At 70.3% G+C, this 26,159-nt stretch carries 23 protein-coding genes and 1 tRNA gene; 8 read left to right on the top strand and 16 right to left on the bottom strand.

Annotation, left to right across the window (positions count from 1 at the left end):
- Nucleotides 1-28 precede the first annotated feature (28 nt).
- Together AC0699_RS11670 and AC0699_RS11665 are read right to left on the bottom strand one after the other, a co-directional pair.
- Nucleotides 29-1,804 (bottom strand): SDR family oxidoreductase, encoded by a 1,776-nt coding sequence (locus AC0699_RS11670; RefSeq protein ID WP_478658680.1) that lies wholly within the window; start codon nt 1,802-1,804, stop codon nt 29-31.
- 91 nt (nt 1,805-1,895) lie between these two features.
- Nucleotides 1,896-2,750, bottom strand: coding sequence for a M24 family metallopeptidase (locus AC0699_RS11665; RefSeq protein WP_478658678.1), 855 nt, complete (start codon nt 2,748-2,750; stop codon nt 1,896-1,898).
- Nucleotides 2,751-3,011: 261 nt separating this feature from the next.
- On the opposite strand from AC0699_RS11665, the gene AC0699_RS11660 reads away from it, so the two are divergent.
- The 6 genes from AC0699_RS11660 to AC0699_RS11635 all read left to right on the top strand — a co-directional run bounded on the left by AC0699_RS11660 (nt 3,012) and on the right by AC0699_RS11635 (nt 7,312).
- A complete protein-coding gene (locus AC0699_RS11660; protein ID WP_478659097.1) occupies nt 3,012-3,977 on the top strand; it encodes an ABC transporter ATP-binding protein in 966 nt (321 codons plus the stop codon).
- Nucleotides 3,974-4,885, top strand: a complete 912-nt coding sequence (locus AC0699_RS11655) for an ABC transporter permease (protein WP_478658675.1) — start codon at nt 3,974-3,976, stop codon at nt 4,883-4,885. The genes AC0699_RS11660 and AC0699_RS11655 overlap by 4 nt, the downstream gene beginning before the upstream one ends.
- A 52-nt stretch (nt 4,886-4,937) precedes the next feature.
- Nucleotides 4,938-5,849, top strand: coding sequence for an ABC transporter ATP-binding protein (locus AC0699_RS11650; protein ID WP_478658673.1), 912 nt, complete (start codon nt 4,938-4,940; stop codon nt 5,847-5,849).
- A gap of 14 nt (nt 5,850-5,863) precedes the next feature.
- The gene (locus AC0699_RS11645) at nt 5,864-6,583 is read left to right on the top strand and encodes an ABC transporter permease subunit (RefSeq protein WP_478658671.1); all 720 of its coding nucleotides are present in this window, start codon (nt 5,864-5,866) and stop codon (nt 6,581-6,583) included.
- Nucleotides 6,584-6,686: 103 nt separating this feature from the next.
- A complete protein-coding gene (locus AC0699_RS11640; RefSeq protein ID WP_478658669.1) occupies nt 6,687-6,962 on the top strand; it encodes an SGM_3592 family protein in 276 nt (91 codons plus the stop codon).
- Between the two features lie 265 nt (nt 6,963-7,227).
- Nucleotides 7,228-7,312: transfer RNA gene (locus AC0699_RS11635), tRNA-Ser, on the top strand.
- A gap of 144 nt (nt 7,313-7,456) precedes the next feature.
- Here AC0699_RS11635 and AC0699_RS11630 read toward each other — a convergent pair.
- The 9 genes from AC0699_RS11630 to AC0699_RS11590 all read right to left on the bottom strand — a co-directional run bounded on the left by AC0699_RS11630 (nt 7,457) and on the right by AC0699_RS11590 (nt 17,371).
- The gene (locus AC0699_RS11630) at nt 7,457-8,260 is read right to left on the bottom strand and encodes an HAD family hydrolase (protein WP_478658667.1); all 804 of its coding nucleotides are present in this window, start codon (nt 8,258-8,260) and stop codon (nt 7,457-7,459) included.
- Complete coding sequence (gene serS / locus AC0699_RS11625; protein WP_478658665.1) at nt 8,257-9,534, bottom strand: serine--tRNA ligase; 1,278 nt, start codon at nt 9,532-9,534, stop codon at nt 8,257-8,259. The genes AC0699_RS11630 and serS overlap by 4 nt, the downstream gene beginning before the upstream one ends.
- A 565-nt stretch (nt 9,535-10,099) precedes the next feature.
- A complete protein-coding gene (gene pheA / locus AC0699_RS11620; RefSeq protein ID WP_478658662.1) occupies nt 10,100-11,041 on the bottom strand; it encodes a prephenate dehydratase in 942 nt (313 codons plus the stop codon).
- A 69-nt stretch (nt 11,042-11,110) separates the two neighbouring features.
- A complete protein-coding gene (efeB, locus tag AC0699_RS11615) occupies nt 11,111-12,352 on the bottom strand; it encodes an iron uptake transporter deferrochelatase/peroxidase subunit (protein WP_478659095.1) in 1,242 nt (413 codons plus the stop codon).
- 31 nt (nt 12,353-12,383) lie between these two features.
- Nucleotides 12,384-14,468, bottom strand: coding sequence for a copper resistance CopC/CopD family protein (locus tag AC0699_RS11610; protein WP_478658660.1), 2,085 nt, complete (start codon nt 14,466-14,468; stop codon nt 12,384-12,386).
- Nucleotides 14,469-14,494: 26 nt separating this feature from the next.
- Nucleotides 14,495-14,923, bottom strand: coding sequence for a copper chaperone PCu(A)C (locus AC0699_RS11605; protein ID WP_478659093.1), 429 nt, complete (start codon nt 14,921-14,923; stop codon nt 14,495-14,497).
- A gap of 62 nt (nt 14,924-14,985) precedes the next feature.
- Nucleotides 14,986-15,651, bottom strand: a complete 666-nt coding sequence (locus tag AC0699_RS11600) for an SCO family protein (protein ID WP_478658658.1) — start codon at nt 15,649-15,651, stop codon at nt 14,986-14,988.
- A gap of 44 nt (nt 15,652-15,695) precedes the next feature.
- The gene (locus tag AC0699_RS11595) at nt 15,696-16,436 is read right to left on the bottom strand and encodes a YcnI family copper-binding membrane protein (protein ID WP_478658655.1); all 741 of its coding nucleotides are present in this window, start codon (nt 16,434-16,436) and stop codon (nt 15,696-15,698) included.
- A gap of 95 nt (nt 16,437-16,531) precedes the next feature.
- Nucleotides 16,532-17,371, bottom strand: a complete 840-nt coding sequence (locus tag AC0699_RS11590; protein WP_478658652.1) for a hypothetical protein — start codon at nt 17,369-17,371, stop codon at nt 16,532-16,534.
- 214 nt (nt 17,372-17,585) lie between these two features.
- On the opposite strand from AC0699_RS11590, the gene AC0699_RS11585 reads away from it, so the two are divergent.
- Nucleotides 17,586-18,029 carry an ATP-binding protein gene (locus AC0699_RS11585; protein ID WP_453657677.1) on the top strand — a complete coding sequence of 148 codons (444 nt, stop codon included), beginning with the start codon at nt 17,586-17,588 and terminating at the stop codon, nt 18,027-18,029.
- Nucleotides 18,030-18,111: 82 nt separating this feature from the next.
- Here AC0699_RS11585 and AC0699_RS11580 read toward each other — a convergent pair whose 3' ends face one another.
- Together AC0699_RS11580 and AC0699_RS11575 are read right to left on the bottom strand one after the other, a co-directional pair.
- Entirely contained in the window at nt 18,112-19,575 is a 1,464-nt protein-coding gene (locus tag AC0699_RS11580) for an aminopeptidase P family protein (protein ID WP_478658649.1), read from the bottom strand.
- Between the two features lie 104 nt (nt 19,576-19,679).
- Nucleotides 19,680-21,203 carry a PP2C family protein-serine/threonine phosphatase gene (locus AC0699_RS11575; RefSeq protein WP_478658646.1) on the bottom strand — a complete coding sequence of 508 codons (1,524 nt, stop codon included), beginning with the start codon at nt 21,201-21,203 and terminating at the stop codon, nt 19,680-19,682.
- Between the two features lie 444 nt (nt 21,204-21,647).
- Here AC0699_RS11575 and AC0699_RS11570 point away from each other — a divergent pair, with 444 nt between their 5' ends.
- Entirely contained in the window at nt 21,648-22,361 is a 714-nt protein-coding gene (locus AC0699_RS11570) for a bifunctional DNA primase/polymerase (RefSeq protein WP_478658644.1), read from the top strand.
- A gap of 1,066 nt (nt 22,362-23,427) precedes the next feature.
- Here AC0699_RS11570 and AC0699_RS11565 read toward each other — a convergent pair.
- From AC0699_RS11565 to AC0699_RS11555, 3 genes are all read right to left on the bottom strand, one after another.
- Nucleotides 23,428-24,420 carry a DUF5926 family protein gene (locus AC0699_RS11565; RefSeq protein ID WP_478658641.1) on the bottom strand — a complete coding sequence of 331 codons (993 nt, stop codon included), beginning with the start codon at nt 24,418-24,420 and terminating at the stop codon, nt 23,428-23,430.
- Between the two features lie 149 nt (nt 24,421-24,569).
- Nucleotides 24,570-25,169 (bottom strand): ATP-binding protein, encoded by a 600-nt coding sequence (locus AC0699_RS11560; RefSeq protein ID WP_478658639.1) that lies wholly within the window; start codon nt 25,167-25,169, stop codon nt 24,570-24,572.
- Nucleotides 25,170-25,311: 142 nt separating this feature from the next.
- A complete protein-coding gene (locus AC0699_RS11555) occupies nt 25,312-26,115 on the bottom strand; it encodes a glycerophosphodiester phosphodiesterase (protein ID WP_478658636.1) in 804 nt (267 codons plus the stop codon).
- Nucleotides 26,116-26,159: the final 44 nt, after the last annotated feature.

Below are 26,159 nucleotides of genomic sequence, written 5' to 3'. Positions count from 1 at the left end.
CGTCGCGGCGCGATCACATGGCGCTCGCTCACAGTGGAGGCTCCAGCCGGGCTATCGCCCGCAGCGCCTTGGGCGTGAAGCGGGACAGGAGCCGGGCGCCGCGGGCCTCCGGAGTCACCGGAACCACCGCCTGGTTCTTCACGACGGCGCGCAGGACCGCCTCAGCGACCTTCTCCGGCGGGTAGTTGCGCAGCCCGTACAGCCGGGAGGACTTCCGCTGGCGGCGCTGCTGCTCCTCCTCGGAGACGCCGGCGAAGCGCGCTGTCGCCGTGATGTTCGTGTTCACAATGCCCGGGCAGATCGCCGAGACCCCGATGCCCTGGCCGGCCAGTTCCGCCCGCAGGCACTCGCTGAGCATCAGTACCGCGGCCTTCGACGTCGAGTACGCGGGGAGTGCCTTGGAGGGCTGATAGGCGGCGGCCGAGGCCGTGTTGACGATATGGCCGCCCTGGCCGCGCTCGGCCATCTGCTTGCCGAAGATGCGGCAGCCGTGGATGACGCCCCACAGATTGACGTCGAGGACCCTGCGCCAGTCCTCGCTCGTGGTGTCGAAGAACGAGCCGGAGAGACCGATCCCGGCATTGTTGACCAGCACGTCCACGATGCCGTACTCGGTGGCGACCTTCTCTGCGAGCTTTTCCATGGCCTGCTCGTCGCTGACGTCCACCGTCTCGCCCCAGGCCGCCGGTGCGCCGATCAGCCGCGCCAACTCCGCGGTCCTCGCCGCGCCCTCCGCGTCCCGGTCCACGGCGACGACCCGCGCCCCAGCCTCGGCGAAGGCGAAGGCCGTAGCCCGCCCGATGCCGCTGGCCGCGCCCGTCACCAGCACGAGCTGCCCGCCGAACCGCTCGGTGTGCGGACCGGCGGCCGCGCTTGCGGGAGCCGGCCAGGCCGGCCCTCCTTCCTCGTGCGCCGTCACGAACTCGGTGATCCACACAGCCAGTTGGTCCGGGCGGGTGCGCGGAACCCAGTGCTTGGCAGGCAGCGTGCGGCGCACCAACTGCGGCGCCCACTGGGCCAGATCGTCGTAGAGCCGCTCGGAGAGGAAGGCGTCCCCGGTCGGTGTGATCAGCTGGACCGGTGCGTGGGCGTACGCGTCGGAGCGGGGACGGCGCAGCCGGGCGCGGACGTTGTCGCGGTAGAGCCAGGCGCCGTTCGCCGCGTCGGAAGGCAGCGACGGTGTCGGGTAGTCGCCGGCCGGTACCTTTTCGACCCGCTGAAGGATCTTCGGCCACTGCTTGCCCAGCGGCCCGCGCCAGGCCAGCTCGGGCAGTACCGGCGTATGCAGCATGTACACGTACCAGGACTTGGCGCCCTGACCGAGGAGCTGACCGACACGGCGCGGGGTCGGCCGGGTCATGCGCTGCTTGATCCAGTGCCCGAAGTGGTCGAGCGAGGGCCCTGACATCGAGGTGAACGAGGCGATCCGGCCCTCGGTCCGCTTCACCGTGACGAATTCCCAGGACTGCACGGATCCCCAGTCGTGCCCGACCAGATGCACCGGACGGTCCGGACTGACCGCGTCCGCGACCGCCAGGAAGTCGTCCGTCAGCTTCTCCAGGGTGAAACCGCCGCGCAGCGGCACCGGCGCTGTCGAGCGGCCGTGCCCCCGTACGTCGTACAGCACCACATGGAAGCGCTCCGCGAGCCGGGCCGCGACCTCGGACCACACCTCCTTGCTGTCCGGGTAGCCGTGCACGAGCAGCACCGTCGGCTGCATCTCGTCACCGAGCTCCGCGACACACAGCTCGATCCCGCCCGTACGCACCCATCGCCGGCGCGCGCCCTCGATTCCCGTCTTCACGCCGCCTCCCGGTTGTTCGCTTCTCCGCCCGCTCGGCGCAGAGGCTCGGCCATCACTTCTGTCCGCGGCCCGGCGGCCTCGCGTGCGTCGCTCACGACCCCTCCTCGCTCCAGCGCCGCACATGCGGCAGGTCGTCGTCCAGCCAGAACGCACTCTGCTCCGGGTCCTTGGAGTCGGTGACGACCAGGATCTCCTCGAACTTGGCGCCCGTACCCCGGAAGCCGAGGTGCGGCTCGACCGCCCACAGCCCCGGCTGGGGCGGGTGGTCGGAGAACTTGTACGGCGACCACAGCGGCGACCAGCCGTCCCGGTGGCCGTGCAGCGCGTCGCTCGCGAGCCCCTTCAGCGACTGCGTGCCGAACCCGAAGAGCGTCGGCGACCAGGAGCGCTCCTTGACCCGGTCGACCTTGTGGGCGATGACGCCGAAGGGGTACGCGCGATGCCGGTTGGCATACCCCTGCCGGACCATCAGCCGGTCGACGTCCTCATAGATCTCGCGGAGTGAGCGTCGCTCGCGCACCTCGCGCAGAATCAGCTCGCGGTGCGCCTGAAGATCGTCGAGCAGCTTGTCGTGCACGGGGTGGAGGCCCAGGCAGCCCGAATAGCCGATGTCGGCAGTGAAGCCCTTGTAGACCGGAGCCATGTCGAGGATGAAGGGCATTCCTGCCTCCAGCCGCCGGTTGGTCGGAAAGAACTGCAGCGGTATGCGGAAGCCGACGAACGCCGTACGGTCGCCGAACCAGGCGAAGGGGAGATGGAACCAGTCGCGCACGCCGCGCCCGCGCAGCCATTCCCGCTGCATCCGCGCCGCCTCGCGCTCGGTCACTCCGGGCTTGAGCTGCGCCGCGACGGCCTCCGCGCACTCGTACGCCAGGCGCTGCACTTCCCGGAACCCCCGCAGCTCGGCCGCGAGTTCTGTGGTCACTGCTGAGGTCTTGCCGGCCATGCCACCGTCCGTCCCTCGTTCGTGTGCGATGGGGGGTGCCCCCGTACGAGAGTCACGGGGGAGTGCCCGTAACTTGACACTGATGAATGTGACAATGCCCGGCGGCTGCGTCAAGGGTCATGCACCGGCCTGTGGACGACTCCGCGCAAGTCCTCCTTCGGCGTGGCCCCCTACGGGCCCGTACGCCTGGAGTCGGATGCGGATCCAGCCGCCAGGGTTGACGTCGCGTGTGGTCTGCGCCACTACCGTCGAACCGTGACTGTGATCGTGACCGAAAGCCTGAGCAAGCGGTTCCCCCGGGTGACCGCGCTTGACCGGCTCTCCCTGGACATCGGGCCCGGTGTGACCGGACTCGTGGGCGCCAACGGAGCCGGCAAGTCCACACTGATCAAGATCCTGCTGGGTCTGTCCCCCGCCACGGAAGGCCGGGCCGAGGTGCTCGGCCTGGACGTCGCCACCTCCGGCGCCGCCATCCGTGAGCGCGTCGGCTACATGCCCGAGCACGACTGCCTGCCGCCCGATGTCTCGGCCACCGAGTTCGTGGTCCACATGGCGCGCATGTCCGGACTCCCGCCGACCGCGGCACGTGAGCGCACCGCCGACACCCTGCGCCACGTCGGCCTCTACGAGGAGCGGTACCGCCCCATCGGCGGCTACTCGACCGGCATGAAGCAGCGCGTGAAGCTCGCGCAGGCGCTGGTCCACGACCCGCAGCTGGTGCTCCTCGACGAGCCGACCAACGGCCTCGACCCGGTCGGCCGAGACGAGATGCTCGGCCTGATCCGCCGCGTGTACACCGACTTCGGCATCTCGGTCCTGGTCACGTCCCACCTGCTCGGCGAACTCGAGCGCACCTGTGACCACGTAGTGGTCGTGGACGGCGGAACTCTGCTGCGCTCCAGCTCCACCAGCGACTTCACCCAGATCACGACCACGCTCGCGGTCGAGGTCACCGACTCCGACGCCCACCCAGACGGGACGGCGGCACTCCGAGAGGCCCTGGCGGCCGCCGGCATCACGCTGCACGAGGGCGTCGAGGAGGGGCTGCCGGGAGCCGGTCACATCCTCCTGCTGGAGGCGACCGGCGAGGAGACGTACGACACCGTCCGCGACACCGTCGCCACCCTGGGCCTCGGCCTCGTACGGATGGAACAGCGCCGCCACCACATCGCGGAGGTCTTCCGCCCGCAAGCAGCGGCCCAGCCCATGGAGGTGCCGGCGCGATGAGCAACGGGACGACCCACACCGAGACACCCCGCACCGAGACCACACGTATCCACAACATCGGATACCGCAACTACGAAGGCGCGCGCCTCGGCCGGGCCTACGCCCGCCGCTCGCTCTACTCGCAGTCGCTGCGCGGCGCTTACGGACTCGGCCGCTCCGCCAAGTCCAAGGTGCTGCCGATGATCCTCTTCGCAGTGATGTGCGTGCCCGCGGCCATCATCGTGGCCGTCGCGGTCGCCACCAAGATGAAGGATCTGCCGCTCGACTACACCCGCTATGCGATCGTCACGCAGGCGGTCATCGGCCTCTTCCTGGCGGCCCAGGCCCCGCAGTCCGTCTCCCGGGACCTGCGCTTCAAGACCGTGCCGCTGTACTTCTCGCGGCCCATCGAGCGAGTCGACTACGTCGTCGCCAAGCTCGGTGCGATGGCCTCCGCCCTGTTCGTCCTCACCGGCGCCCCGCTGCTGATCCTCTACATCGGCTCGCTGCTGGCGAAGATGGACTTCTCCGACCAGACCAAGGGATTCGTGCAGGGGCTGGTCTCCGTGGCGCTCCTTTCGCTCTTCTTCGGCGGCCTCGGCCTCGTCATGGCCGCGCTCACCCCGCGCCGCGGCTTCGGCGTCGCCGCCGTCATCGCCACCCTGACCATCACCTACGGCGCGGTGTCGACGGTCCAGGCCATCGCACACGAGACCGGCTCGGGCGGAGCCGTGGAGTGGCTGGGCCTCTTCTCGCCCATCACCCTCATCGACGGCGTGCAGACCGCCTTCCTCGGCGCGACCTCCTCCTTCCCCGGAGGACAGGGCCCCGGCACCGGAGCCGGCGTGGTCTATCTGCTGGTCGTCCTCGCGCTCATCGCCGGCTCGTACGCCGTGCTGATGCGCCGCTACCGAAAGGTCGGGCTGTGACAATCGCCCTCCCGTCACCCACCACCACCCTTCCAAGGAATGGGCTGCGCCCATGAGCACTCTGCTTATCGACCACACGTCCCGCTGGTTCGGCAACGTGGTCGCCGTCAACGACGTGACCATGGCGGTCGGCCCGGGCGTCACCGGACTGCTCGGCCCCAACGGAGCCGGCAAGTCCACGCTCATCAACATGATGGCTGGTTTTCTCGCCCCCTCGACGGGCAGTGTCACCCTCGACGGGCAGACGATCTGGCGCAACGAAGCGGTGTACCGGCAGATCGGCGTCGTGCCCGAGCGCGAGGCGATGTACGACTTCCTGACGGGGCGGGAATTCGTCGTCGCCAACGCCGAATTGCACGGACTGGGCGCCAAGGAGGCCCAGCGCGCGCTGGCCACGGTGGAGATGGAGTACGCGCAGGATCGCAAGATCGCGACGTACAGCAAGGGAATGCGCCAGCGCGTCAAGATGGCGTCCGCGCTCGTACACGAGCCGAGCGTGCTGCTCCTCGACGAGCCCTTCAACGGCATGGACCCGCGCCAGCGCATGCAGCTCATGGAACTGCTCCGGCGGATGGGTGCCGAGGGCCGCACGGTCCTGTTCTCGTCCCACATCCTGGAGGAGGTCGAGCAACTCGCCTCGCACATCGAGGTGATCGTGGCGGGACGGCACGCGGCGAGCGGCGACTTCCGCAGGATCCGCCGGCTCATGACCGACCGGCCGCACCGGTATCTGGTGCGCTCCAGCGACGACCGGGCGCTGGCCGCCGCGCTGATCGCCGACCCCTCGACGGCCGGCATCGAAGTGGATCTGCAGGAAGGCGCGTTGCGGATCCAGGCGGTCGACTTCGGGCGGTTCACGGAACTGCTGCCGAAGGTCGCCCGTGAGCACTCCATCCGGCTGCTGACGGTCTCGCCCTCGGACGAGTCCCTCGAGTCGGTCTTCTCGTACCTCGTAGCGGCCTGAAAGGAGCCTTCGACATGTACAACCCGACAGTCGCCCGGCTCACCTACCGGGCCTTGCTCGGCCGGCGCCGGGCCGCGGTCCTCTTCGTCCTCCCCGGGCTGCTGCTGCTCATCGCGGCGGCGGTGCGGGCGTTCAACGGAGTGGACGACCAGATTGCCTCCGATGTGCTCGGCGGCTTCGCCATCGCCACGATGGTGCCGCTGATCGGTGTGATCGCCGGTACGGGAGCGATCGGGCCGGAGATCGACGACGGCTCGATCGTCTATCTGCTCGCCAAGCCGGTGAAGCGGCCGACGATCATCGTCACCAAGCTGATCGTGGCGATCGCCGTGACCATGGCGTTCTCCGCGATCCCCACCTTCATCGCGGGATACATCCTCAACGGCAACGGTCAGCAGATCGCGATTGCCTACACGGTCGCTGCGCTGGTCGCGTCGATCGCGTACAGCGCGCTGTTCCTGCTGCTCGGTACGGTCAGCCGGCATGCGGTCGTGATCGGACTCGTCTACGCCCTGGTGTGGGAGACGCTCTTCGGCAGCCTCGTGCCGGGCGCGCGGACACTCAGCGTGCAGCAGTGGTCGCTGTCCCTCGCCGAGAAGATCGGCGGCGAGGGGATGATCGCCTCCGACGTGGGCCTGCCGCTCGCGGTGGCGCTGCTCGTGGGCGTCACGCTGCTGGCGACGGGGTACGCGGGGCAGAAGCTGCGGACACTGACGCTGGCGGGCGAGGAGTAGCCGGGGCGGCCCCCGGGGGACTGCCCTCGGGGGCGTTCCTGTTCTCACGCCCGCCTGACGAGTCTGTGAGGACACTGGGTGGAGGGCGAGAGGAGGAGCCGCCATGGCCGAGGAACCGGAAGGGGCGCCCGGGCCGGAAGGGGCGCCCGGGCCGGAAGGGGCCCCCGGGCCGGAAGGGTCGCGGTTCTGGGACGACGCTGTCCTCGATGAGGACTTCGTACGGGCCGCTGAGACGGCGGAGCCGTCCGCGCGGGCGCGGATGCTCGCCGCCCGCTGGCGGGGCTCGGCGCCCGAGCCGCAGCCGTGGCGGTCCGACGAGCCACCCGCGGGATGGTTCTGGAGCCGGGCGCGCAGACGGTGGTGGCGGCGGAAGGGCTGACGGGGCTGTCGTCCCGCAACGGCCCGAAATTCAGTCGCGCGGAACTGACGGGGCGGGCACAGTAGTTGAGGCAGTCGCGCAAACGTGCGAGTGCTGTTCCGAGACCGGGGAGGGGTGCGGCGATGACCGAGAGTACGAGTCCGTCGAGCTCCCAGCAGGGCAGCGCACGGCAGGCTTCGGAGTAATCATCGGACTCCGTCGAGCCGCCGCGAGACTGCTGCCCGGGCGGCCGCTTCGAGCGCGCATCAGCGCGGGCCGCCCTCCCGGAGGATTGGCCGAGTGGTAAGGCACCGGCTTGCTAAGCCGTGGTCGGGGTCAACCCCGCGCGCGTTCGATCCGCGCATCCTCCGCGTTTCGCCTCCGGCGGTCCTGGGCCCGTCAGGGTGGCCCGGACCGTAGCGGCACCTGGTACCGGGGCGTTGTGCCCCCTCTCCCCCAGAGCTTTGCCTGGGCCGGGGGTGCCCCCGGCCCAGCGGGCCGGCCGCCCGCAACGGCTACCGGCCCAGCAGCTCCTCAAGCACCACGGCGATGCCGTCGTGCTCGTTCGAAGCCGTGATTTCGTGGGCCACGGCCTTGAGATCGTCGTGGGCGTTGGCCATGGCCACGCCGTGGGCGGACCAGGCGAACATGGGGATGTCGTTGGGCATGTCGCCGAAGGCGATGGTCTGGGCGCCCTTCACCCCGAGGCGCCGCGCGGCCAGGGAGAGGCCCGTGGCCTTGCTGAGGCCCAGCGGGAGGATCTCGACGATGCCGGGGCCGGCCATCACCACGTCCACCAGGTTGCCGACCGTCTCGCGGGCGATCCGGGTGAGGGCGTCGTCGTCGAGGCCCGGGTGCTGGATGTAGACCTTGTTGAGCGGGGCGGACCACAGCTCGGCCGGGTCGTCGAAGGCGACGGCGGGGAGCGGGCCGTCCTGGAACCGGTAGCCGGCGCCGACGAGGACCTCGCCGTCGAGGCCGTCGCGGCTGGCGGCGAGCGACAGCGGGCCGACCTCGGCCTCGATCTTGGAGAGGGCGAGCCCAGCCAGCTGGCGGTCAAGGGTCACCGAGGTCAGCAGCTTGTGCTCGCCCGCGTGGTAGACCTGCGCGCCCTGACCGCACACCGCGAGGCCTTGATAGCCCAGGTCGTCCAGTATGTGCCGGGTCCACGGGACGGCCCGCCCCGTGACGATGATGTGCGCGGCGCCCGCCGCCGTGGCGGCGGCGAGCGCGTCGCGCGTGCGCTGCGAGACGGTGTCGTCGGAGCGCAGCAGCGTCCCGTCGAGGTCCGTAGCGATCAGCCGGTACGGAAAACTCACTTGGCGACCGGCTCCAGGACCTCACGGCCGCCCAGATACGGACGCAGTACCTCGGGCACCCGCACCGAACCGTCCGCCAGCTGGTGGTTCTCCAGGATCGCGACGATCGTGCGCGGTACGGCGCACAGCGTGCCGTTCAGCGTCGCGAGCGGCTTGACCTGCTTGCCGTCACGCATCCGCACCGACAGCCGGCGCGCCTGGAAGCCGTCGCAGTTCGACGCCGACGTCAGCTCGCGGTACTTGCCCTGGGTCGGGATCCACGCCTCGCAGTCGTACTTCCGCGAGGCGGACGCGCCGAGGTCGCCGGACGCCACGTCGATCACCTGGAACGGCAGCTCCAGGCCGGTCAGCCACTGCTTCTCCCACTCCAGGAGACGCTTGTGCTCGTTCTCCGCGTCGTCCGGGTCGACGTACGAGAACATCTCGACCTTGTCGAACTGGTGGACGCGGAAGATGCCACGCGTGTCCTTGCCGTACGTACCGGCCTCGCGGCGGAAGCAGGGGGAGAAGCCCGCGTACCGCAGCGGCAGCTTGTCGGCCTCGATGATCTCGTCCATGTGGTACGCCGCGAGCGGGACCTCGGACGTGCCGACGAGATAGAAGTCGTCCTTCTCCAGGTGGTACACGTTCTCGGCGGCCTGGCCGAGGAAGCCCGTGCCCTCCATGGCGCGCGGGCGGACCAGCGCCGGGGTCAGCATCGGGACGAAGCCGGCCTCCGTCGCCTGGGCGATCGCCGCGTTGACGAGGGCGAGCTCCAGCAGCGCGCCGACGCCCGTCAGGTAGTAGAAGCGGGAGCCCGACACCTTGGCACCGCGCTCGACGTCGATGGCGCCCAGCGCCTCACCGAGCTCCAGGTGGTCCTTGGGCTCGAAGCCCTCGGCCGCGAAGTCGCGGATCGTGCCGTGTGTCTCCAGGACGACGAAGTCCTCCTCGCCGCCGACCGGGACGTCCGGGTGGACCAGGTTGCCCAGCTGGAGCAGCAGCCGGCGGGTTTCCTCGTCGGCCTCGTTCTGCTCGGCGTCGGCGGCCTTGACGTCGGTCTTCAGCTGCTCGGCCTTCTGCAGCAGCTCGGTGCGCTCGTCCGGAGAAGCCTTGGGGATGAGCTTGCCGAGCGACTTCTGCTCGGAGCGGAGTTCGTCGAAGCGGACGCCGGACGACCTGCGCCGTTCATCGGCGGAGAGCAGGGCGTCGACGAGCTCGACGTCCTCTCCACGGGCGCGCTGGGAGGCGCGAACACGGTCGGGGTCCTCACGGAGCAGGCGAAGGTCAATCACCCCACCAGGCTACCGGTGCGTGCTCCCACCTCCCCAGTTGATATTGGTTTGCGTTCCGCTTTGCCCCAGTTGTCGGAATTAAGGAACGTCGCGGTGAATCCGGACCGACATCTGTCAATGAACGGGATGCCGATCGCCGAAATGGGGCAAGTGCCGCTTCTTGCTTGACCTGCTCCCCTTGTGGGGTGCGGAACTTGGAGTCCGTTGTCCACAGGGGCGGGCCACTTCATGGGGTTATCCACAGGGTGTGAGGAAGATCTGTGGACTACGGAATTGATCATTCCGAAAGTCGCATGCGGATCAGAGGATTCCCCTTCCAAACCTGGTCCACGCACTCGTTCGGGTGGGAATTCCTCGCTCCAAAGAGTTGATCAAAGGAATTGGGCTGACCCGGACTCCCGGACGTGCTGTGGATGTATGTGGGGTGACTGGGGTGATTTGTCGACCATGTCGATTTACGTTGTCGACTTGTCCCCAGGTCGAGAAGCACGCCTGTGGATAACTTCTGTGGGTAACAAAAAGTAGGAAGAAAGCGGGGACAGAACGGATCAAAGAAAACGCAGGGTTACGCGCGGCCGTCCTGGCAGCGCGCCAGCCACTCCGCCGCGTCCACGAACTCCGCGTCCGACGTCCCGGGCCTCAGTACGCGCGCGGCGTGCTCCGGCGAGGACACGCCCGCCCGCGGATACGACCCCAGGAACCGCACCTTCGGGCAGATCCGCTTCAGACCCATCAGCGCCTCGCCCACCCGCCGGTCCGAGATATGGCCCTCGGCGTCGATGGCGAAGCAGTAGTTCCCGATCCCCGCACCGGTCGGCCGGGACTGGAGCAGCATCAGGTTCACGCCGCGCACCGCGAATTCCTGGAGCAGCTCCAGCAGGGCACCCGGGTGGTCGTCGCGCTGCCAGATGACCACCGACGTCTTGTCCGCGCCGGTCGGGGCCGCGGGCCGGGCCGGACGGCCGACCAGTACGAAACGCGTCTCCGCGTTCTCCGCGTCGTGGATCTCGGTGACCAGTGCTTCGAGGCCGTACGTCGCCGCCGCGAACTCACCGGCGAAGGCCGCGTCGAACCGGCCCTCCTGCACCAGCCGTGCTCCGTCCGCGTTCGACGCCGCCGACTCCCACACGGCGTCGGGCAGATGGGCGCGCAGCCAGTTCCGTACCTGCGGCTGTGCGACCGGGTGGCCGGTTACCGTCTTCACGTCGGAGAGTTTCGTGCCGGGCCGCACCAGCAGCGCGAAGGTGATCGGCAGCAGCACCTCGCGGTAGATCATCAGCGGCTCGCCCGAGGCCAGTTCGTCGAGGGTCGCGGTGACGCCGCCCTCCACCGAGTTCTCGATCGGTACGAGCGCGGCCGCGGCCTCCCCATTGCGTACGGCGTCGAGTGCGGCCGGCACGGACACCATCGGGACGAGCTCCCGGGTCGCGGCCTCCGGGAGCGTACGCAGGGCGGCCTCGGTGAAGGTGCCCTCGGGGCCGAGATACGTGTAGCGAGTCGCGGACATACCAGTCACCCTAGTGCGCCCGCGTACCTCGCTGCTCCCGGCGACGGGTGCGACGAATGCGATGTGTGCTCACTGCTCCAGCAGCCGCTGGCCCACGTACTCGCCCTTCTTCGGACCGCCCGGCACGGCGAAGAGGCCGCTGGCCTCGTGGCGTATGAACGTGGACAGGGCATCGCCGCGGTCGAGCTTGCGCTGCACCGGCACGAAGCCCTTCAGCGGGTCCGCCTGCCAGCAGATGAAGAGCAGCCCGGCGTCGGGCGTACCGTCCGCGGCGATTCCGTCGTGGAAGGAGTACGGCCGGCGCAGCATCGCCGCGCCCCCGTTCTGTTCGGGCGCGGAGATACGCGCATGGGCGTTGTCGGGAATGACCAGATGTCCATCAGGACCGGTCTTGTTCAGATCGAGCTCGGTCGCCTCGCTGCCGCCGGTCAGCGGGGCGCCGTCCGACTTGCGCCGGCCGATCACCTGCTCCTGCTTCTTCAGCGGCAGCTTCTCCCAGTCGTCGAGCAGCATGCGGATACGGCGGACCACGGCGTACGAGCCGCCCGCCATCCACGGGTGCTGTCCACCGGTGCCGCCGGCCGGGACGAAGATCCGGCGGTCGAAGTCCGGCTCGGACGGCTTCGGGTTGCCGGTGCCGTCGATCTGGCCCATCAGATTGCGCGCGGTCATCGGCTGCGCCGTGGCACCCGGCGAACGGTTGAAGCCGTTCATCTGCCAGCGCACCCGCGCTGCCTCGCCCGCGTCCTTCTGGACCGTACGCAGCGCGTGGAAGGCGACCAGTGCGTCGTTCGCGCCGATCTGCACCCACAGATCGCCGTTGGAACGCCGCGCGTCCAGCTGGTCGGCGGAGAAGGCGGGCAGCGGGTCCAGCTCCACGGGCCGCTGCGCCGCCAGGCCCGTACGGTCGAAGAAGGTCCGGCCGAAGCCGAAGGTGACCGTCAGCGAGGACGGTCCGGCGTCAAGCGCGACGCCCGTGTCGCCGTCCCCGGCCGGTTCGCCCGCCATCAGCCGGGCCGCGGTCGCGGACCAGCGGCGCATCAGCGCGACCGCTTCCTTGCGGCCCGCCCCCGGCGCCAGGTCGAAGGCGACCAGATGGCCGCGGGACTGCATGGGCGTGGTGATGCCCGCCTGGTGGTCGCCGTAGAAGGCCTCCGAGGCGGAGCCGACGGTCTCCAGTGCGGTCGCCGGGTCGCCGTCAGCCGCCGCGTATCCGGCGGCGCCGCCCGCCGCGCCCAGGACCAGCCCGGTCGCGCCGGCGGCGCCCACTGTGCCGAGCAGCCTTCGCCGCGAGATCTCGATGTCGCCCATGCCCTTGCTCACGTCCATGTCGCTGCTCACGTCAGCCGATCTTCACGTTCTTCTCGATGGTCGCCTGATCGATGTCGGACGTCCGTACCGTGACTTGGATCCGCCACTCACCGGGCAGCGGGATCTGGATGTTGCTCGCGCTCCAGTGGCCGGTCGCGATCCGGTCGGGCACGACCGGCAGCGGGCCGATCTTCTCGGCGGTCAGGGTGAAGGCGACCTTCACCTCGGGAACGTCCAGCGGGCGCCCGTTGGGGCGGTTGACCCGGAGCTGCAGTTCGTTGGCGCCGGAGCTGCCCGGGTCGATGCTCAGCCGGGCGGTGCCCTTGCCGTCCTTGCCGCCCGTGTCGAAGGGGAGGGTGATGTCGACGGGCCGGTCGGGTACGGCGGTGGAGGCGGCCCCGGAGTCGCCGGCCTTTGCCGCCTGCTCCTCCGTACGCCCGGGCTCGGTCGACGTGAGGATGGTCGTCACCGCGAGCAGCACGACGGCGACACCCGCCTCCGCCAGTACGGAACGGCGCAGTCCGGAGCGCGCCGGGTCGGCGTCCTTGATCCGCTTGCGCGCGGCAGTCGCCACCGCGGCCTTCTGCCGGGCAAGCTGGGCGGCCCGCTCGGGGTCGGCCGGTCCCGACGCGTCCGTTTCCGGCTGCGCTTCCTTCGTCCCGGAGCCGCTCCCGGCCCCGGAGCTGCTCTCGGCCACGTCCGTCCCGGCCCCGGCCCCGGCCTTGGTCTTGGTCCTGTTCCGGCCATCGGCCTCGGCCTCGGTTTCCACCGGAGCCGTACCTTCCGACAGCCGCGCCGTCCAGCGCCGCGAGATCCACGCGACGCCGACCAGTACGGCGACCAGCCCCACCTTGAGCAGCAGCAGCCGACCGTACGACGTGCCGGTCAGCGCCGACCAGGAGCCGACCTGCCGCCAGGACTGGTAGAGCCCGGTGGCGGCCAGCACCACGACCGACCAGAAGGCCACCCGGGAGAAGCGGAGCGCCGCCGTACGCTCGACGGCAGGCGTCCGGTGGAGCGCCACGAGCAGGGCCACCAGGCCGCCGAGCCAGGCCGCCACGGCCAGCAGATGCAGTACGTCCACGGGCATCGCGATGCCCGGCTGGACACCGGTCGAGGCGTGCTCGGAGAGCGCCCAGGTGCAGGCGATCCCGGCCGCGACGACCGTGCCGCCGATGGAGAGCCCGAAGGTGAGGTCCTTCTTCTCCTTGGAGAGTTCCTCGGCGAGTTCCTCGGCGCGCTCCTCGGACGCCGCGACCGAACCCTCCGCGTCTCCCTCCGCGTCCCTCTCCGCGTCTCCCGTTTCTCCCTCCGCGTCCCGCTTCGCGTACGCCCCGAACAGCACCGCGACGAACAGCGCCGCCGCACCGAGCAGCAGCAGCCGCGACACCAGCGCAGCCCCGGTCTTGGTCTCCAGTACGGCCTGCAGTCCGGCCAGGTCGAACACGTCGCCCAGCTCACCCGAGCCGGTGTACGGGTTCCGCAGCAGCAGCATGGCGAGCGTGGCCGCCGTCAGCGTCACCCAGCCCCGCACCACCAGCCGCTGCATCGGCCGCGCGCCCGCGCCCCGCGGCCAGCAGGCCAGGACGAACGCGGCGCCGCCGACGAGCACGACGAACCCCGCGTACGCCGCGTACCGCGCGATGCCGTAGAGCGTGCCGACGAGTCCCCCGCCCGCCTCCTGCTTCGGCAGCTCCACAGCCGTCTTCGACGGCGCGCCGATGGAGAAGGTGAACGCGCCCGCGATCGGGTGGCTGTCGGCGGAGACGGCCTGCCAGGCGACCGTGTACGTGCCTTTCGGCAGGCCCGCGTGCAGCGTGACGCCGTACTTGACCAGGTTTCCGCTGCACAGGTTGTTCAGCTCGCCCGTGTCGACGCGCTTGCTGCTGGGGTCGAGGACCCGGATCGAGTCGTTCCCCATGGCGACCTGCTCGGAGAACGTGAGTGTGACGTCCTTCGGGGCGGTGGCGAGCACCGCCCCGTCCTTCGGGTTGCTGCCGGTCAGCGCGGCGTGCGCACTCGCCGTGCCGGCGAGCACGGTGCCGAGCAGCGCGGCGGTGATGAGCAGCAGCCGCAGAAGAGTTGCGGCTCCGAAGCGCGGGGCGGTGGCTGTCATGGTGTGTCGTCAGTCCCTCAAGTAGCTCAGTGCTTCTTCGGGTTGTGGGTCTGCGCCTCCACGGGAAGCTCGACCTTGATCGGGTCGGCCTTCTCGAAGTGCAGCTCGATCTCTACCTTTTCGCCCTGCTTGGGGTGCTTCTTGAGGGCCATGAACATGATGTGGCTGCCGCCGCGTTCCAGCGTCAGCTCACCATTGGCGGGGATGTCGAAGGACTCCACCTGCTGCATCTTCTGGTTCTTCGTCTCATGGATCTGGACGTCGTCCGAGAGGCTGCTGGTGACCGAAGTGAGCTTGTCCGCCGTGTCACCGCTGTTCTTGACGGTGAGGAAGCCGCCCGCCATGTCGCCCACGGGCTGCGGCATGAACGCACCGCTGACCTTCAGCTCGGGCGCGGACTCGGAGGAGCAGCCCGCCAGCGCCAGGCCCGCGGCGAGGGCTATGACGGAGGCGATCGGACGCCGCGCGAAGCTCCTTGAGGGGCGGTGGCCGGGCGACGGGTGGGCGGTGGGGCGGATCACGGGTTCTCCCCCTTGATGATCTTCGGCAGGTCCTTGGCGTAGTCGTCCGCGGTGGTGTCCTCCCCGTACAGGACATAGCCCTGGTCGGTCTTGGGGGAGAAGGCGATCACCTGCGCGCCGTGCATGGAGACGACGGAACCGTCCTTCTCCTTCTTCGCCGGATCGATGCCGATGCCGAGCTGGCGCGCGCCTGCCTGGATGGTCGGGAAGTCGCCGGTGAGGCCGACGAAGGACGGGTCGCCCGCCGCGGGCAGCCACTTGCCGAGCTCGGCGGAGGTGTCCCGCTCGGGGTCGGTGGTGACGAAGACGACCTGGAGCTTGTCCTGGTCGGCCTTGGGGAGCTTCTTCTTGGCGATGGCGATGTTGCTCATCGTCAGCGGGCACACGTCCGGACAGTGCGTGTAGCCGAAGTAGATCAGCGTCGGCCTGCCCTTGGTCTGCTCGCGGAAGTCGTACTTCTTGCCCTTGGTGTCCGTCAGGACGAAGTTCGGCTTCTCGAAGGGCCGGTCGAGCACGGTCGCGGCCTTGTCCTTCGGCGCGGCCGACACGTCGGCGACGGAGTGGTGGGCCGCGTCCGCTGTGTCGCCGTCGGAACCGCAGGCGGAGAGGGTGAGCGCGGCCGCCAGCGCCAGGGCGGCAGCCGTCAGAGTCTTGATACGCATGGAGATATGTCCCAGATGTTGCGATGTGAGGTACGGGGCGGGCGTCAGGCGGAGCGACGGCGGCCGGCCAGCACGCCGAAGGCGACACCGGCCACGCCGACGAGAATGCCGACGACGCCCAGGACCCGGGCCGTGGTGTCGGTGGAGCCGGCGGAGGCCGCTTCGGTCTCCTTCTCCGCCTCGTGCCCCTTGCCGTGCGCGGCGTTCTTGTCGTCGCTCGCGGCGCCGCCGCCGTGGTGATCACCGGTCGCGGCCGAGAGCTTGAGCACGGGCGCGGGGCTCTCCGGCTCCGCGGCGCCCTCCTTCGGCTCCTCGATCCAGCGCACCACCTCCTTGTTGTCGTACGTCTGGAGGGCCTTGAAGACGAGCTGGTCGGTGTCCTCCGGCAGCCGTCCCAGCGAGACCGGGAACTGCTGGAACTCGCCCGGGCCGATCTTGCCGCCGTCCGCGGTCCAGGTGATCTTCGAGACGGCCTCGGTGATCTGCTTGCCGTGCACGGTGAGCGGCTTGGCGAGCTTGGTCTTGGTGACCTCGGCCTTCCAGCCCGGCACGGGCTGCGGCATCACGGAGGAGAGCGGGTGCTCGGCGGGGACGGTGACCTCGAGCTTCACGGTCGACGCGTTGTCGCGCTCGTTCGGGACCTTGAAGTTGACCGTGGCGTAGCCGCCCTTGGCGGCCTCGCCCTGCGGCTGCACGCTGACGTGCGCGAAGGCGGTGCCGCAGAGCAGGAACACGGACGAGGTGGCGACAGCGCCGGCGGCGGCGAGACGAGAGACGTGGTTCATGGCAGAGAACACTCCACGTGAGAAGCAGGAAGGTGACCGGTCCCCGCGCGCGTGCGCGGGTACGGCGCGACACCACTCCTGTCGAGTGGGCCGCGTCAGGCTGCGAGCGAATACGGCACGGGAGGCCCGCGCCTGATCACCGTGTGCTGGAGTGCCCCGGCCGCCGGTGGCGGGGGTGCGTCGAGCGACGTACGGAAGGGGGGCGGACCGGCGCCGGGCGCCCCCGGCAGTCCGGCGAGCAGCGCCCGTACGAGCACGAGGGCGGCCCGCAGGGCACGGACGAGCCCCGCCTCGGCCACCACCTCGGTGGCGCCGTGCGCACCCTGCGCGGAGAGCGCGGCCAGCCGGAGCAGCGCGATGTCGCCGCGCCGCAGCAGCCAGCCGGTGGCGAGCGCGGCCAGCAGATGGCCGAGCAGCATCGGGAGGCTGGGCAGCAGCCCGGCGGAGGTGACGGCCACGGCCGGGTCGGCCGCGGTGTGTCCGGCGTGTCCAGGATGCGCGGCCCGGGCCACCGTGGCCGGGTCGAGGCCCGCGCCGGTGACGATCCGGTGGGCGTCGGCGGCGCTCAGCGCGCTGCCGCCCGCGCCGCAGACGAGCTTGGCCGCCATCCTGATCAGTGCGTCGTCGGCGCTCGGCGACACGGTGAGGTGCCGCTGGCCGAGGCCGAAGAGGGCATGCAGCGCGAGCTGTCCGCCGGCCAGGAAGGCCACGACGGCCGGGAGCGAGCGCGTACGCCCGGCGAGCGGCGCCGTCACCGACAAGACGATCAGAAACCCGGCGAGCAGCGTCCACCAGGGGACGGTCGCGCACGCGGCCAGTACGTGCCCCAGCGCGGACAGCACGACGCAGACCGCGGCGAACACCGCGGCCCTCAGCAGCCGCAGACCGGCTCCGGCGGGTGCGTCGGCGAGTGCGGCCGACGGTTGGGCAGACATGGCCGGGACATCATCGCACTGCCCGCATCACCTTCGTGCGGCAGGTCCGGAAGGTCACGTTTGGCGCCGCTCCGGGCGCCTGGCGTGGGCATACACCGGGACAGGTGATTCACGCATCCGCCGAATGAGGGCAATCACGTCAACTCCACGCTTACGAACGCGGCCCTGCGGCAATACGTAACGGTATGTCGAGCCGCAGCCAGGAGGCTGGAGCATGAGCATCTGGTGGACACTCCATTTGCGGCGCGAGGCAGCGAGCGTTCCGCTCGCCCGACGTCTTCTGCTCGGTGCCATGGAAACCGCGGGCGTCGACCCCGACATCTCCTACGATCTCTCGGTCGCGCTGAGCGAGGCGTGTGCCAACGCCGTCGAACACGGTGGGAGCGCCGCAGCCGGTTCCTCTTCGGACGCGTACAGGGTGACGGCGTATCTGGACGACGAGAAGTGCCGTATCGAGGTGGCCGACGCGGGGCCCGGATTCCCGGACTGCCGGCACGCCGCCGCTCCCGCCCTCTCCGCCGAGGGCGGCCGCGGGCTCTGCCTCATCGAGGAGCTCGCCGATCACGTGTACCTCCGGAACAGGCCGGGCAGGGGCGCGGTGGTGAGCTTCGACAAGATGCTGAAATGGCGGGAGGGCGCCCTGCTCAGAGTGGTCTGAGCGGGGCGCCCTCGCCGTACGGCACCTGGAGTGCGGTCCGGGGATCAGCCCTGGGGCCGGCACTCCGTCCCGTGAGGGTCCATCAGCTCTTGAGCTGCGCCATCCAGGCCTCGACCTCGTCGGCCTGGCGCGGCAGCGCGGCCGACAGGTTCACGTTGCCGTCCTCGGTGACGAGGATGTCGTCCTCGATCCGGACGCCGATGCCGCGGTACTCCTCGGGCACGGTCAGGTCGTCGGCCTGGAAGTACAGACCCGGCTCGACGGTCAGGCACATGCCGGGCTCCAGCGTGGCATCCACGTACATCTCGCGGCGCGCGACCGCGCAGTCGTGGACGTCCATGCCGAGCATGTGGCCGGTGCCGTGCAGGGTCCAGCGGCGCTGCAGCCCCAGCTCCAGCACCTTCTCGACGTCGAGGTCGCCCAGCAGGCCCCACTCCACCAGCCTGGTGGCGAGGACGCGCTGCGCGGCGTTGTGGAAGTCGAGGTAGCCCGCGCCGGGCTTCACCGCGGCGATGCCGGCCTCCTGGGCCTCGTACACCGCGTCGTAGATCTTGCGCTGCAGCTCGGTGAAGCGGCCGTTGATCGGCAGCGTCCGGGTCACGTCGGCGGTGTAGAGCTCGGAGGTCTCCACACCGGCGTCGAGCAGGAGCAGCTCGCCGGCGCGCACCTCGCCGTCGTTGCGCACCCAGTGCAGGGTGGTGGCGTGCGGGCCGGCGGCGCAGATCGAGCCGTAGCCGATGTCGTTGCCATCGACGCGGGCGCGCAGGAAGAACGTTCCCTCGATGTAGCGCTCGCTGGTGGCCTCGGCCTTGTCGAGGACCTTGACGACATCCTCGAAGCCGCGGGCGGTCGCGTCGCACGCCTTCCGCAGCTCGGCGATCTCGAACTCGTCCTTGACGAGGCGGGCCTCGGAGAGGAAGACCCGCAGCTCCTCGTCCCGCTCGGCGGTGACCTTGTCGGTCAGGGCCGCCTCGATGGCGGCGTCGTGCCCGCGGACGTTGCGGACCGGGCCGGTCGCCTCGCGCAGCTGCGCCGGCAGCTCGCGGACGTCCTTGGCCGGGAGACCCAGCAGCTGCTCGGCCTCGGCCAGCGAATGACGGCGGCCGACCCACAGCTCCCCCTGGCCGTCCAGCCAGAACTCGCCGTTCTCCCGGTTGGAGCGCGGCAGCAGGTAGACGGTCGCCCGGTGGCCGTCCTCCGCCGGCTCCAGGACCAGGACGCCGTCCTGGGTCTGGTCGCCGGTGAGGTACGCGTACTCGGTCGAGGCGCGGAATGCGTACTCGGTGTCGTTGGAGCGGGTCTTCAGGTTGCCCGCCGGGATCACGAGACGCTCGCCCGGGAAACGGGCGGAGAGTGCGGCGCGACGACGCGCGGTGTGCGCGGCCTGCGCGATCGGCTCGAGGCCGTGCAGCTCGGTGTCGGCCCAGCCGGACTTCATGTTCTCCGCGAGCTCGTCGGAGACTCCCGGGTACACCGTGTTCTTGCGCTGACCGATCGGCTGTTCTTCGGACTCTTCCGGGGTCTCCGGGGTGAGCTCCTCTGCCACGGGCCTGCCTCCTTGTTGGTACGACGCTGAACCCCTACCCATCGTACGGTCGTACGGAAGGGGCCCAGGGCCGCACGGCCCATGACCCGTGAGTCACTGGAGCGTCACTCGAACCAGGCGGCCAGCATCACCACGTCCTCGCCGTCGTCACCCGCGTCGAGCCCGTCGGGCAGCACCGTCCGCAGCACGTGGTCCGCGATCGCCGCCGGATCGTCCCGGGCGGTCCTCGGCACGCTCGCCGCGGCGCTGTGCAGCCGTGCGAACGCCCGGTCCATGGGGTCGCCGGTGCGCCGCAGCAGCCCGTCGGTGTAGAGCAGCACCGTTTCTCCGGATGCGGGGGAGAACTCCACGCTCGGCGCCTCCCAGCAGGCGAGCATCCCCAGCGGAGCCGAAAGCGAGGTCTCGACGAACTCGGTGCGCCGTTCGCCGACGATCAGCGGCGGGGTGTGCCCGGCGCCGGCCAGGACGATCTTCCTCTCCTGGCCGCCGGTGGGGGTGATCGCGGCGGGTTCGCAGTAAGCGAAGAGCGCGGTCGCCGAACGGGCCGGCTCCGTCAGCCGCAGCAGCAGCTCCAGATCGGACAGTACGGCGACGGGATCCTCACCCTCCATCACCGCGTACGCCCGCAGGCTCGCCCGGAGCCGGCCCATCGCGGCCAGCGCGCTCGGCCCCGAGCCGGAGACCGAGCCGACGGCGAGCCCCAGCGCGCCCTCGGGCAGCGGCAGCGCGTCGTACCACTCGCCGCCGCCGCGCGGTCCGCCGAGATGGCGGGCGGCGAGCCGCACCCCGGGCACCCGGGGCAGCCGGGTGGGCATCAGTTCCTCGGCGATGACGGCCATCTGGTGGCGCGCCCGGTCCAGCTCCAGCAGCCGGGCCAGGTGCTCGGTGGCGTACCGCCCGTAGAGGCCGACGAGATGGCGCTGGCGGTCCACCGGCTCGGCCGGCTCGTCGTAGAACCAGACGGCGACGCCCAGCCTGCCGGCCTCGGCGGTGGCGAGCGGCAGGGCGTAGCTCGCGGCGTAGCCGAGACGTGCGGCGACCTCGCGGTGGCGCGGGTCGAGGGGCTCGTCGTGGAACAGATCGCCCTGCGCGACCCCGTCGGCCAGGGCGGCGCTCGTTCCGTCGAGGATCCGGCCGTACGCGGTGGCGCTGCGGGGGACGGTCTCGATATGGCCGAGGTCGGCGTGGGCCAGGCCGAGCCCGACGGTGCTGGCGGGCCCCTGGCCGTCGGCCGGTTCGAAGACGACCATGCCACGGCGGGCGCCGACCAGGGCGGCGCCCGCGCGCAGAAGTTCATGGAGTGCGTCGTCCAGGACCGCGGTTCTGGCCAGGCGCTCGGTGAGTTCGTGGAGGGTGGTCAGGTCGGAGACCCAGCCGGCCAGCCGGTCCTGGATCACCGCGCCGGGCGCGGCTGTCGGGACGCGGGCGGACGTGAGGGACGCGGCAGTGTGCGCGGGGGCTGGAACCGCGGAATCGATTCCAGCCACTTTCGGCAGGTGAGGGGCGCTCATGGCAGCAGGCTTTCCCGCTGGTGCGTTTCGGCCAATAGCATCGCAAACCCCCATGTCAATCTGCGCCGCTATCACTGCATCCACATCTACACGCACACAAAGGGGGATGTCCAGCATTGTCCTAGTGGGGTTGCTGGTGTCCGGCCGGTAGCTAACTTGGCCAAAAAATGCCCCCCATGGCAACGTTTTGCGGTCGACTAGGGGGTGTTCGGCATGGCGATCCCCTCAGGGTAGAAGCCCGAAGGGGAGTCATTTCGGACGTGATGGGTACGTAAACGGTGATGGCCAGGGGCAGTTGGGACAGCCCCGGAACCTGGCGGGGAGCCCGGGCGTCTTAACCGCCGTAGGCCGCCGCCCCCATCCCATGTGGCGGGACGAGTACAGCGGGACAGCAAGCGCCAGGGGCGCGCCACCCCTCGCCATGCGTTAAATGGACACAGCCCATGGGATCACCCATGCCTACGGCAAGGGCGGCGAGACGCCGCTTTGTACGCACAGTGAAGCGATGCACACCTGGGTGTGATGTGGACCTCGGCGTTCAACGGAAAGGAACGAGCGCTCATGCGCGAGATCCTCGGAAGGCGACGCAGGCTCCGGTTCCGGCGCAAGAGGAGGCCTGCTCCTCAGCTCGACGCGGCGCTCACCTGCGCCACAGCGTGGCAGTGGCCCGTACTTCCCGGTGTGGGACTCAAGGCGGCCGGCGGGCGGGCCGATCGCGGGCGCGGCTGCGCCTGCCCCGATACCGAGTGCGTCGTACCCGGCGCGCACCCCTTCGACCCGGGACTCCTCGCGGCGACCACCGATGAGCGCATGGTGCGCTGGTGGTGGACCCAGCGGCCCACGGCTCCGATCGTGCTCGCCACGGGAGGCCGCGCGCCCTGCGCGGTGAGTCTGCCCGCGGTGGCCGGGGCCCGGGCGCTGGCCGCGCTCGACCGCATGGGCATGCGGCTCGGCCCGGTCGTCGCCACCCCGACCCGTTGGTCACTGCTCGTCGCTCCGTACTCGATGGAGCAGCTCGGCGATCTGCTCTACGCCAAGGACCGGGTGCCGAGTTCACTGCGCTTCCACGGCGAGGGCGGCTATCTGATGCTGCCTCCCTCGGAGACCGGTACGGGGCAGGTCCGCTGGGAGCGCGCACCGCTGCCCGGGTCGGCCGCGCCCTGGCTGCCGGACGTCGAGGCGGTCGTCGACGCGCTCGTCGAGGCGAGCGTCAGCACGCCGTCCGGCGGGATGACACCACCGGAGACCGGGGAAGGCTCGCGGCTCGCCTACTGAGCGTTTCGCTCACCGGGCACTCCGCTTACCGGGCACCTCGCTTACCGGGCACCAGGTTCGCGTACGCGGCTCCAGTACGCCTTGCGTGCACGGTTCGTGTACACGGCTCGCGTACGTGCGGAGCATCCGGGCTCGGCGACTCACTCGTACGGGTGTGAGCCGGGCCCAGTTGTACGGGAATTGGGCGCGCGGCGCCCGGGCATGCCGTGACCGTCGATATCTTCGGCCCACCATGAATCTGCGTATGACCGGGCTCACGGTCGCCGTCGTATCTGCTTCCTTGCTGCCGCTGGCCGCCTCCGCGGGACCGGCGGGCTCGCCCGATCCCGAAACGGCGGATCACAAGGGGGCCGAGCGGCCGGGAATTCTGGCTGGAATTCATGCACTCGAGGACCCCGCAGAGGCGGCCGATGAGGCCGTCGGCGGGCAACGCACAAGCGAACGCTGCGGCCCGGAACTCAGCTCACCCGAGGGCGTCGAGGCCCAGACATGCGTACTGAGCGAGGGTCCCGACGTCTGGGCGCGAACGTACTTCCGCAACGCCACGAGTGAGCCGCTGAGTGCCGCGCTGAGCCTCATGGGCCCCGGCGGCAGAGCCGTACAGACGCATTGTGGGATCGAGGCGGGAGATGAGCCCGCAACCTGTGAAACACCGCGTGAGAAGGCCCGTGGTGCAGCGGACGAGTATTCGGCGGTGGCGGAGTTCGCGGGTTCCGGAGATCACGCCGACGGTCCGTTGCTGCTGCGATCGGGGAGCAACTCCGCCGGTGCTGCGAGCGGTTGACGCCCGGCGAGGCGGTAGGCCGAATTCCGGAAATGGCAACGCCCGGTCGCTGGCGACGGGGGATGCACCAGCGACCGGGCTTCAAGAACCGTAACAAGAGATCTGCTGTTCGCAAATTCGATCTCGGGTATTCGGACAAGGAATTACTGGTCCGTACGGGCCGTTGTGACAGGTATCACCTGTCACGTGACAGAAACCGTCGCCGCCCGTACGGACGGCGACGGTTGCGGCCGGGTCAGCCGGGTCTACCGGGTCCGGCCGACCGCGGTCGGGCCGGCCGGCTCAGCTGAGGGTCACCTGGCGGTTGGTGAGCCCTCCACGCGCCCGGCGCTCCTCGGGGGTCAGTGGCTCGTCCACCGCGAGCGCCTCCGCCAGTCGCTCCACGAGCTCCGCGGCCGGCTTCTCGCACTCGTCGGCGCTCATCCCGGCCGGCAGGTCCCAGACGGGGACCATCAGCCCGTGCGCACGGAACGAACCGACGAGTCGGGTCCCCTCGCCGAGGCTCGACGTCCCCGCGGCGTGCAGCCGCGCGAGCGCGTCCAGCAGGCGCTCCTCAGGGTGCGGCATGACCCAGCGCAGATGGTTCTTCTCCGGGGTCTCGCACCAGTACGCCGCCTCGACGCCGGTCAGCCTGATGGTCGGGATCGCGGCCGCGTTGGCCCGCTCCAGCGAAGCGGCCACTTCAGGGTTCGCGTTCTCAGACGAGTTCGGGATCCAGAACTCGAAGCCGCTGTGGACGACCGGCTCGAACGGCGCGTCCGCATCGATCAGATCCTGCAGCCGGGGCCCTTCCGCGGACGTCCTCGCGCCGGTGACCGGCGTGCCGGGCTTCGCGGTCAGCGCGCGCTGCAGCGTGTGCGCGATATCGCGGCTCAGGTCTCCGGAGGTCATGTCGTTCTGCACGGCGAGCAGGACGGAGCCGTCCTCGCGGCGCAGTGCGGGCCAGGCCATCGGAAGGACGGTCGCGAGCGTGACGGACGGGACGTCGTCGGGCAGCGGGTCCTTCAGGGTCAGTGCGACGGTCGCTGCCGGAACCAGCTCGCGGAGGGCGACCCAGTCGCACTCGGCGGTCATCCCCTCGAAGGGGCGCTGAACCAGCTCGGTCACGGCGTGCGCGGCGGCCCGGCCGTGGCAGGCCTTGTAGCGGCGGCCCGAACCACAGGGGCAGGGCTCACGGGCCCCCACCACAGGGATCTCACCGTCGGTGAGCTGGGCCTGCGCCGCAGGCGCTGATCGACGCTGTGTGGCCTTCGTCTGGGGGCGCTTCTTGGCCATGGTGTGGCTTTCTCCCGATGACGGCGTGCTTGTCTAGGGCGCGAGCCTAGCCGTTACGGCCGTGGTGGCGGCCGCAGTGCGTGGTCCACGTCGCCGGACGCCACCTTCTTGCGCCTCGTCGCCACTCGCCCGAGACGGCGCACCTCGCCTCAGTCCACGTCGTCGTAGGCGTCCGCGAAATCGAATCGGGGGCCTGTGACGCGCGTAGCGAAATCGTCGCGACGATGCCCTTCCGTTACGAGCACCCACACGGTGACCTCGCCGGACGCGCTGTCCCGTACGCCCCAGTCCTGGGCGAGCGCACTGATGATGTTGAGCCCACGGCCGCCGTGCGCCGTGACCGAGGGCGTGGCCGGAACCGGGCGGGTAGGACCGCCTCCGTCCGTCACTTCGACGGTCAGTCGGCCTTGCGTGTCGACACGCCATGCGGCGCGGATGTCGCCGTCCCCGATCTCCGAATGCCCGAGCGGTCTGCCGTGCCGGCAGGCATTGCTCAGCAGTTCGGAAAGGATCAGAACAGCATCGTCGACGACCGATTCGGACACCCCGCTGCGTCGCAGCTGCTCACGCATCCGGTGCCTTGCCTCACCCACGCCCGCAGGGCCATGGGGTACGGCCATGCTCGACGACGTGGGCACCTCCTGTGCCACCACCAACGCCACCCCCGAGACCTCCTTCGCCCCACGCCACGGTGTGGATGCCCCAATGGCCTGGACCGGAAACCGGCCAATCCGTGTCTGGTGACGCACTCGTAACGATCGAACACGGTCCGAACGCGCCGGTGCACTCCCCGTAACGAACGTGAGGCGTTGCCGGGAGCGCTGCAGGAGCCGCCCTCGCAAGGGGCTGCGAAAGCCGCCGCGAGGGCCGCTGCCAGAGCTGCGAGGGCTGCTATGAGGGCCCTTGCAGGCGACCCAATTGAGACAGCACCTGCCTGGGGCGGTTGGTGATGATCGCCTCGACGCCGAGCTGGGCGCAGAGATCGACGTCCTCGGGCTCGTTCACCGTCCAGACGTGCACCTGGTGGCCCGCGGCGTGCAGTCGGTCGACGTAGGAGGGGTGATTGCGGACGATCCGGATGCCGGGGCCCGCGATCCGGGCGCCGGCCGGCAGCCGTCCGTCGCGCAGCCGCGGCGAGAGGAACTGCAGCAGATAGACCGTGGGGATGCCCGGCGCGGCGGCCGAGATCCGGTGCAGCGAGCGCGCCGAGAAGCTCATGACGCGTACGGGCGACTCGGCCGGCGAGGCCGGGGCGTCGAGGCCGAACCGCTTCAGCAGTTGCAGCAGCCGCTCCTCGACCTGGCCTGCCCAGCGGGTGGGGTGCTTGGTCTCGATCGCCAGCTCGATCCGCCGCCCGGCGTCCGCGACCAGCTCCAGCAGTCGCTCCAGGGTCAGTACGGAGGTGAACTCGCGGTCCTTCCAGTCCGGGCTCTCCTCGCGGTCCTTCCATGAACCGAAGTCGAGCGCGGCGAGGTCCGCGAGCTCCAGGGCGGAGACGGCGCCGCGACCGTTGGAGGTCCGGTTCACACGGCGGTCGTGGACACAGACGAGATGACCGTCCGCAGTCAGCCGCACATCGCACTCGAGGGCGTCCGCCCCGTCCTCTATAGCCTTGATGTATGCGGCCAGGGTGTGTTCGGGAGCGTCCTCCGAGGCACCTCGGTGGGCGACGACCTGGATCGGGAGTTGGGTCACCGCGTCATGGTGCCACCGTCTGAAAGCGGACGCCGTGGGTGTGT

It is taken from the genome of Streptomyces sp. NPDC043870 (assembly GCF_056435785.1).
The sequence above is the reverse complement of the archived record's forward strand: the minus strand, read 5'-3'. Positions and strand labels throughout refer to the sequence as shown.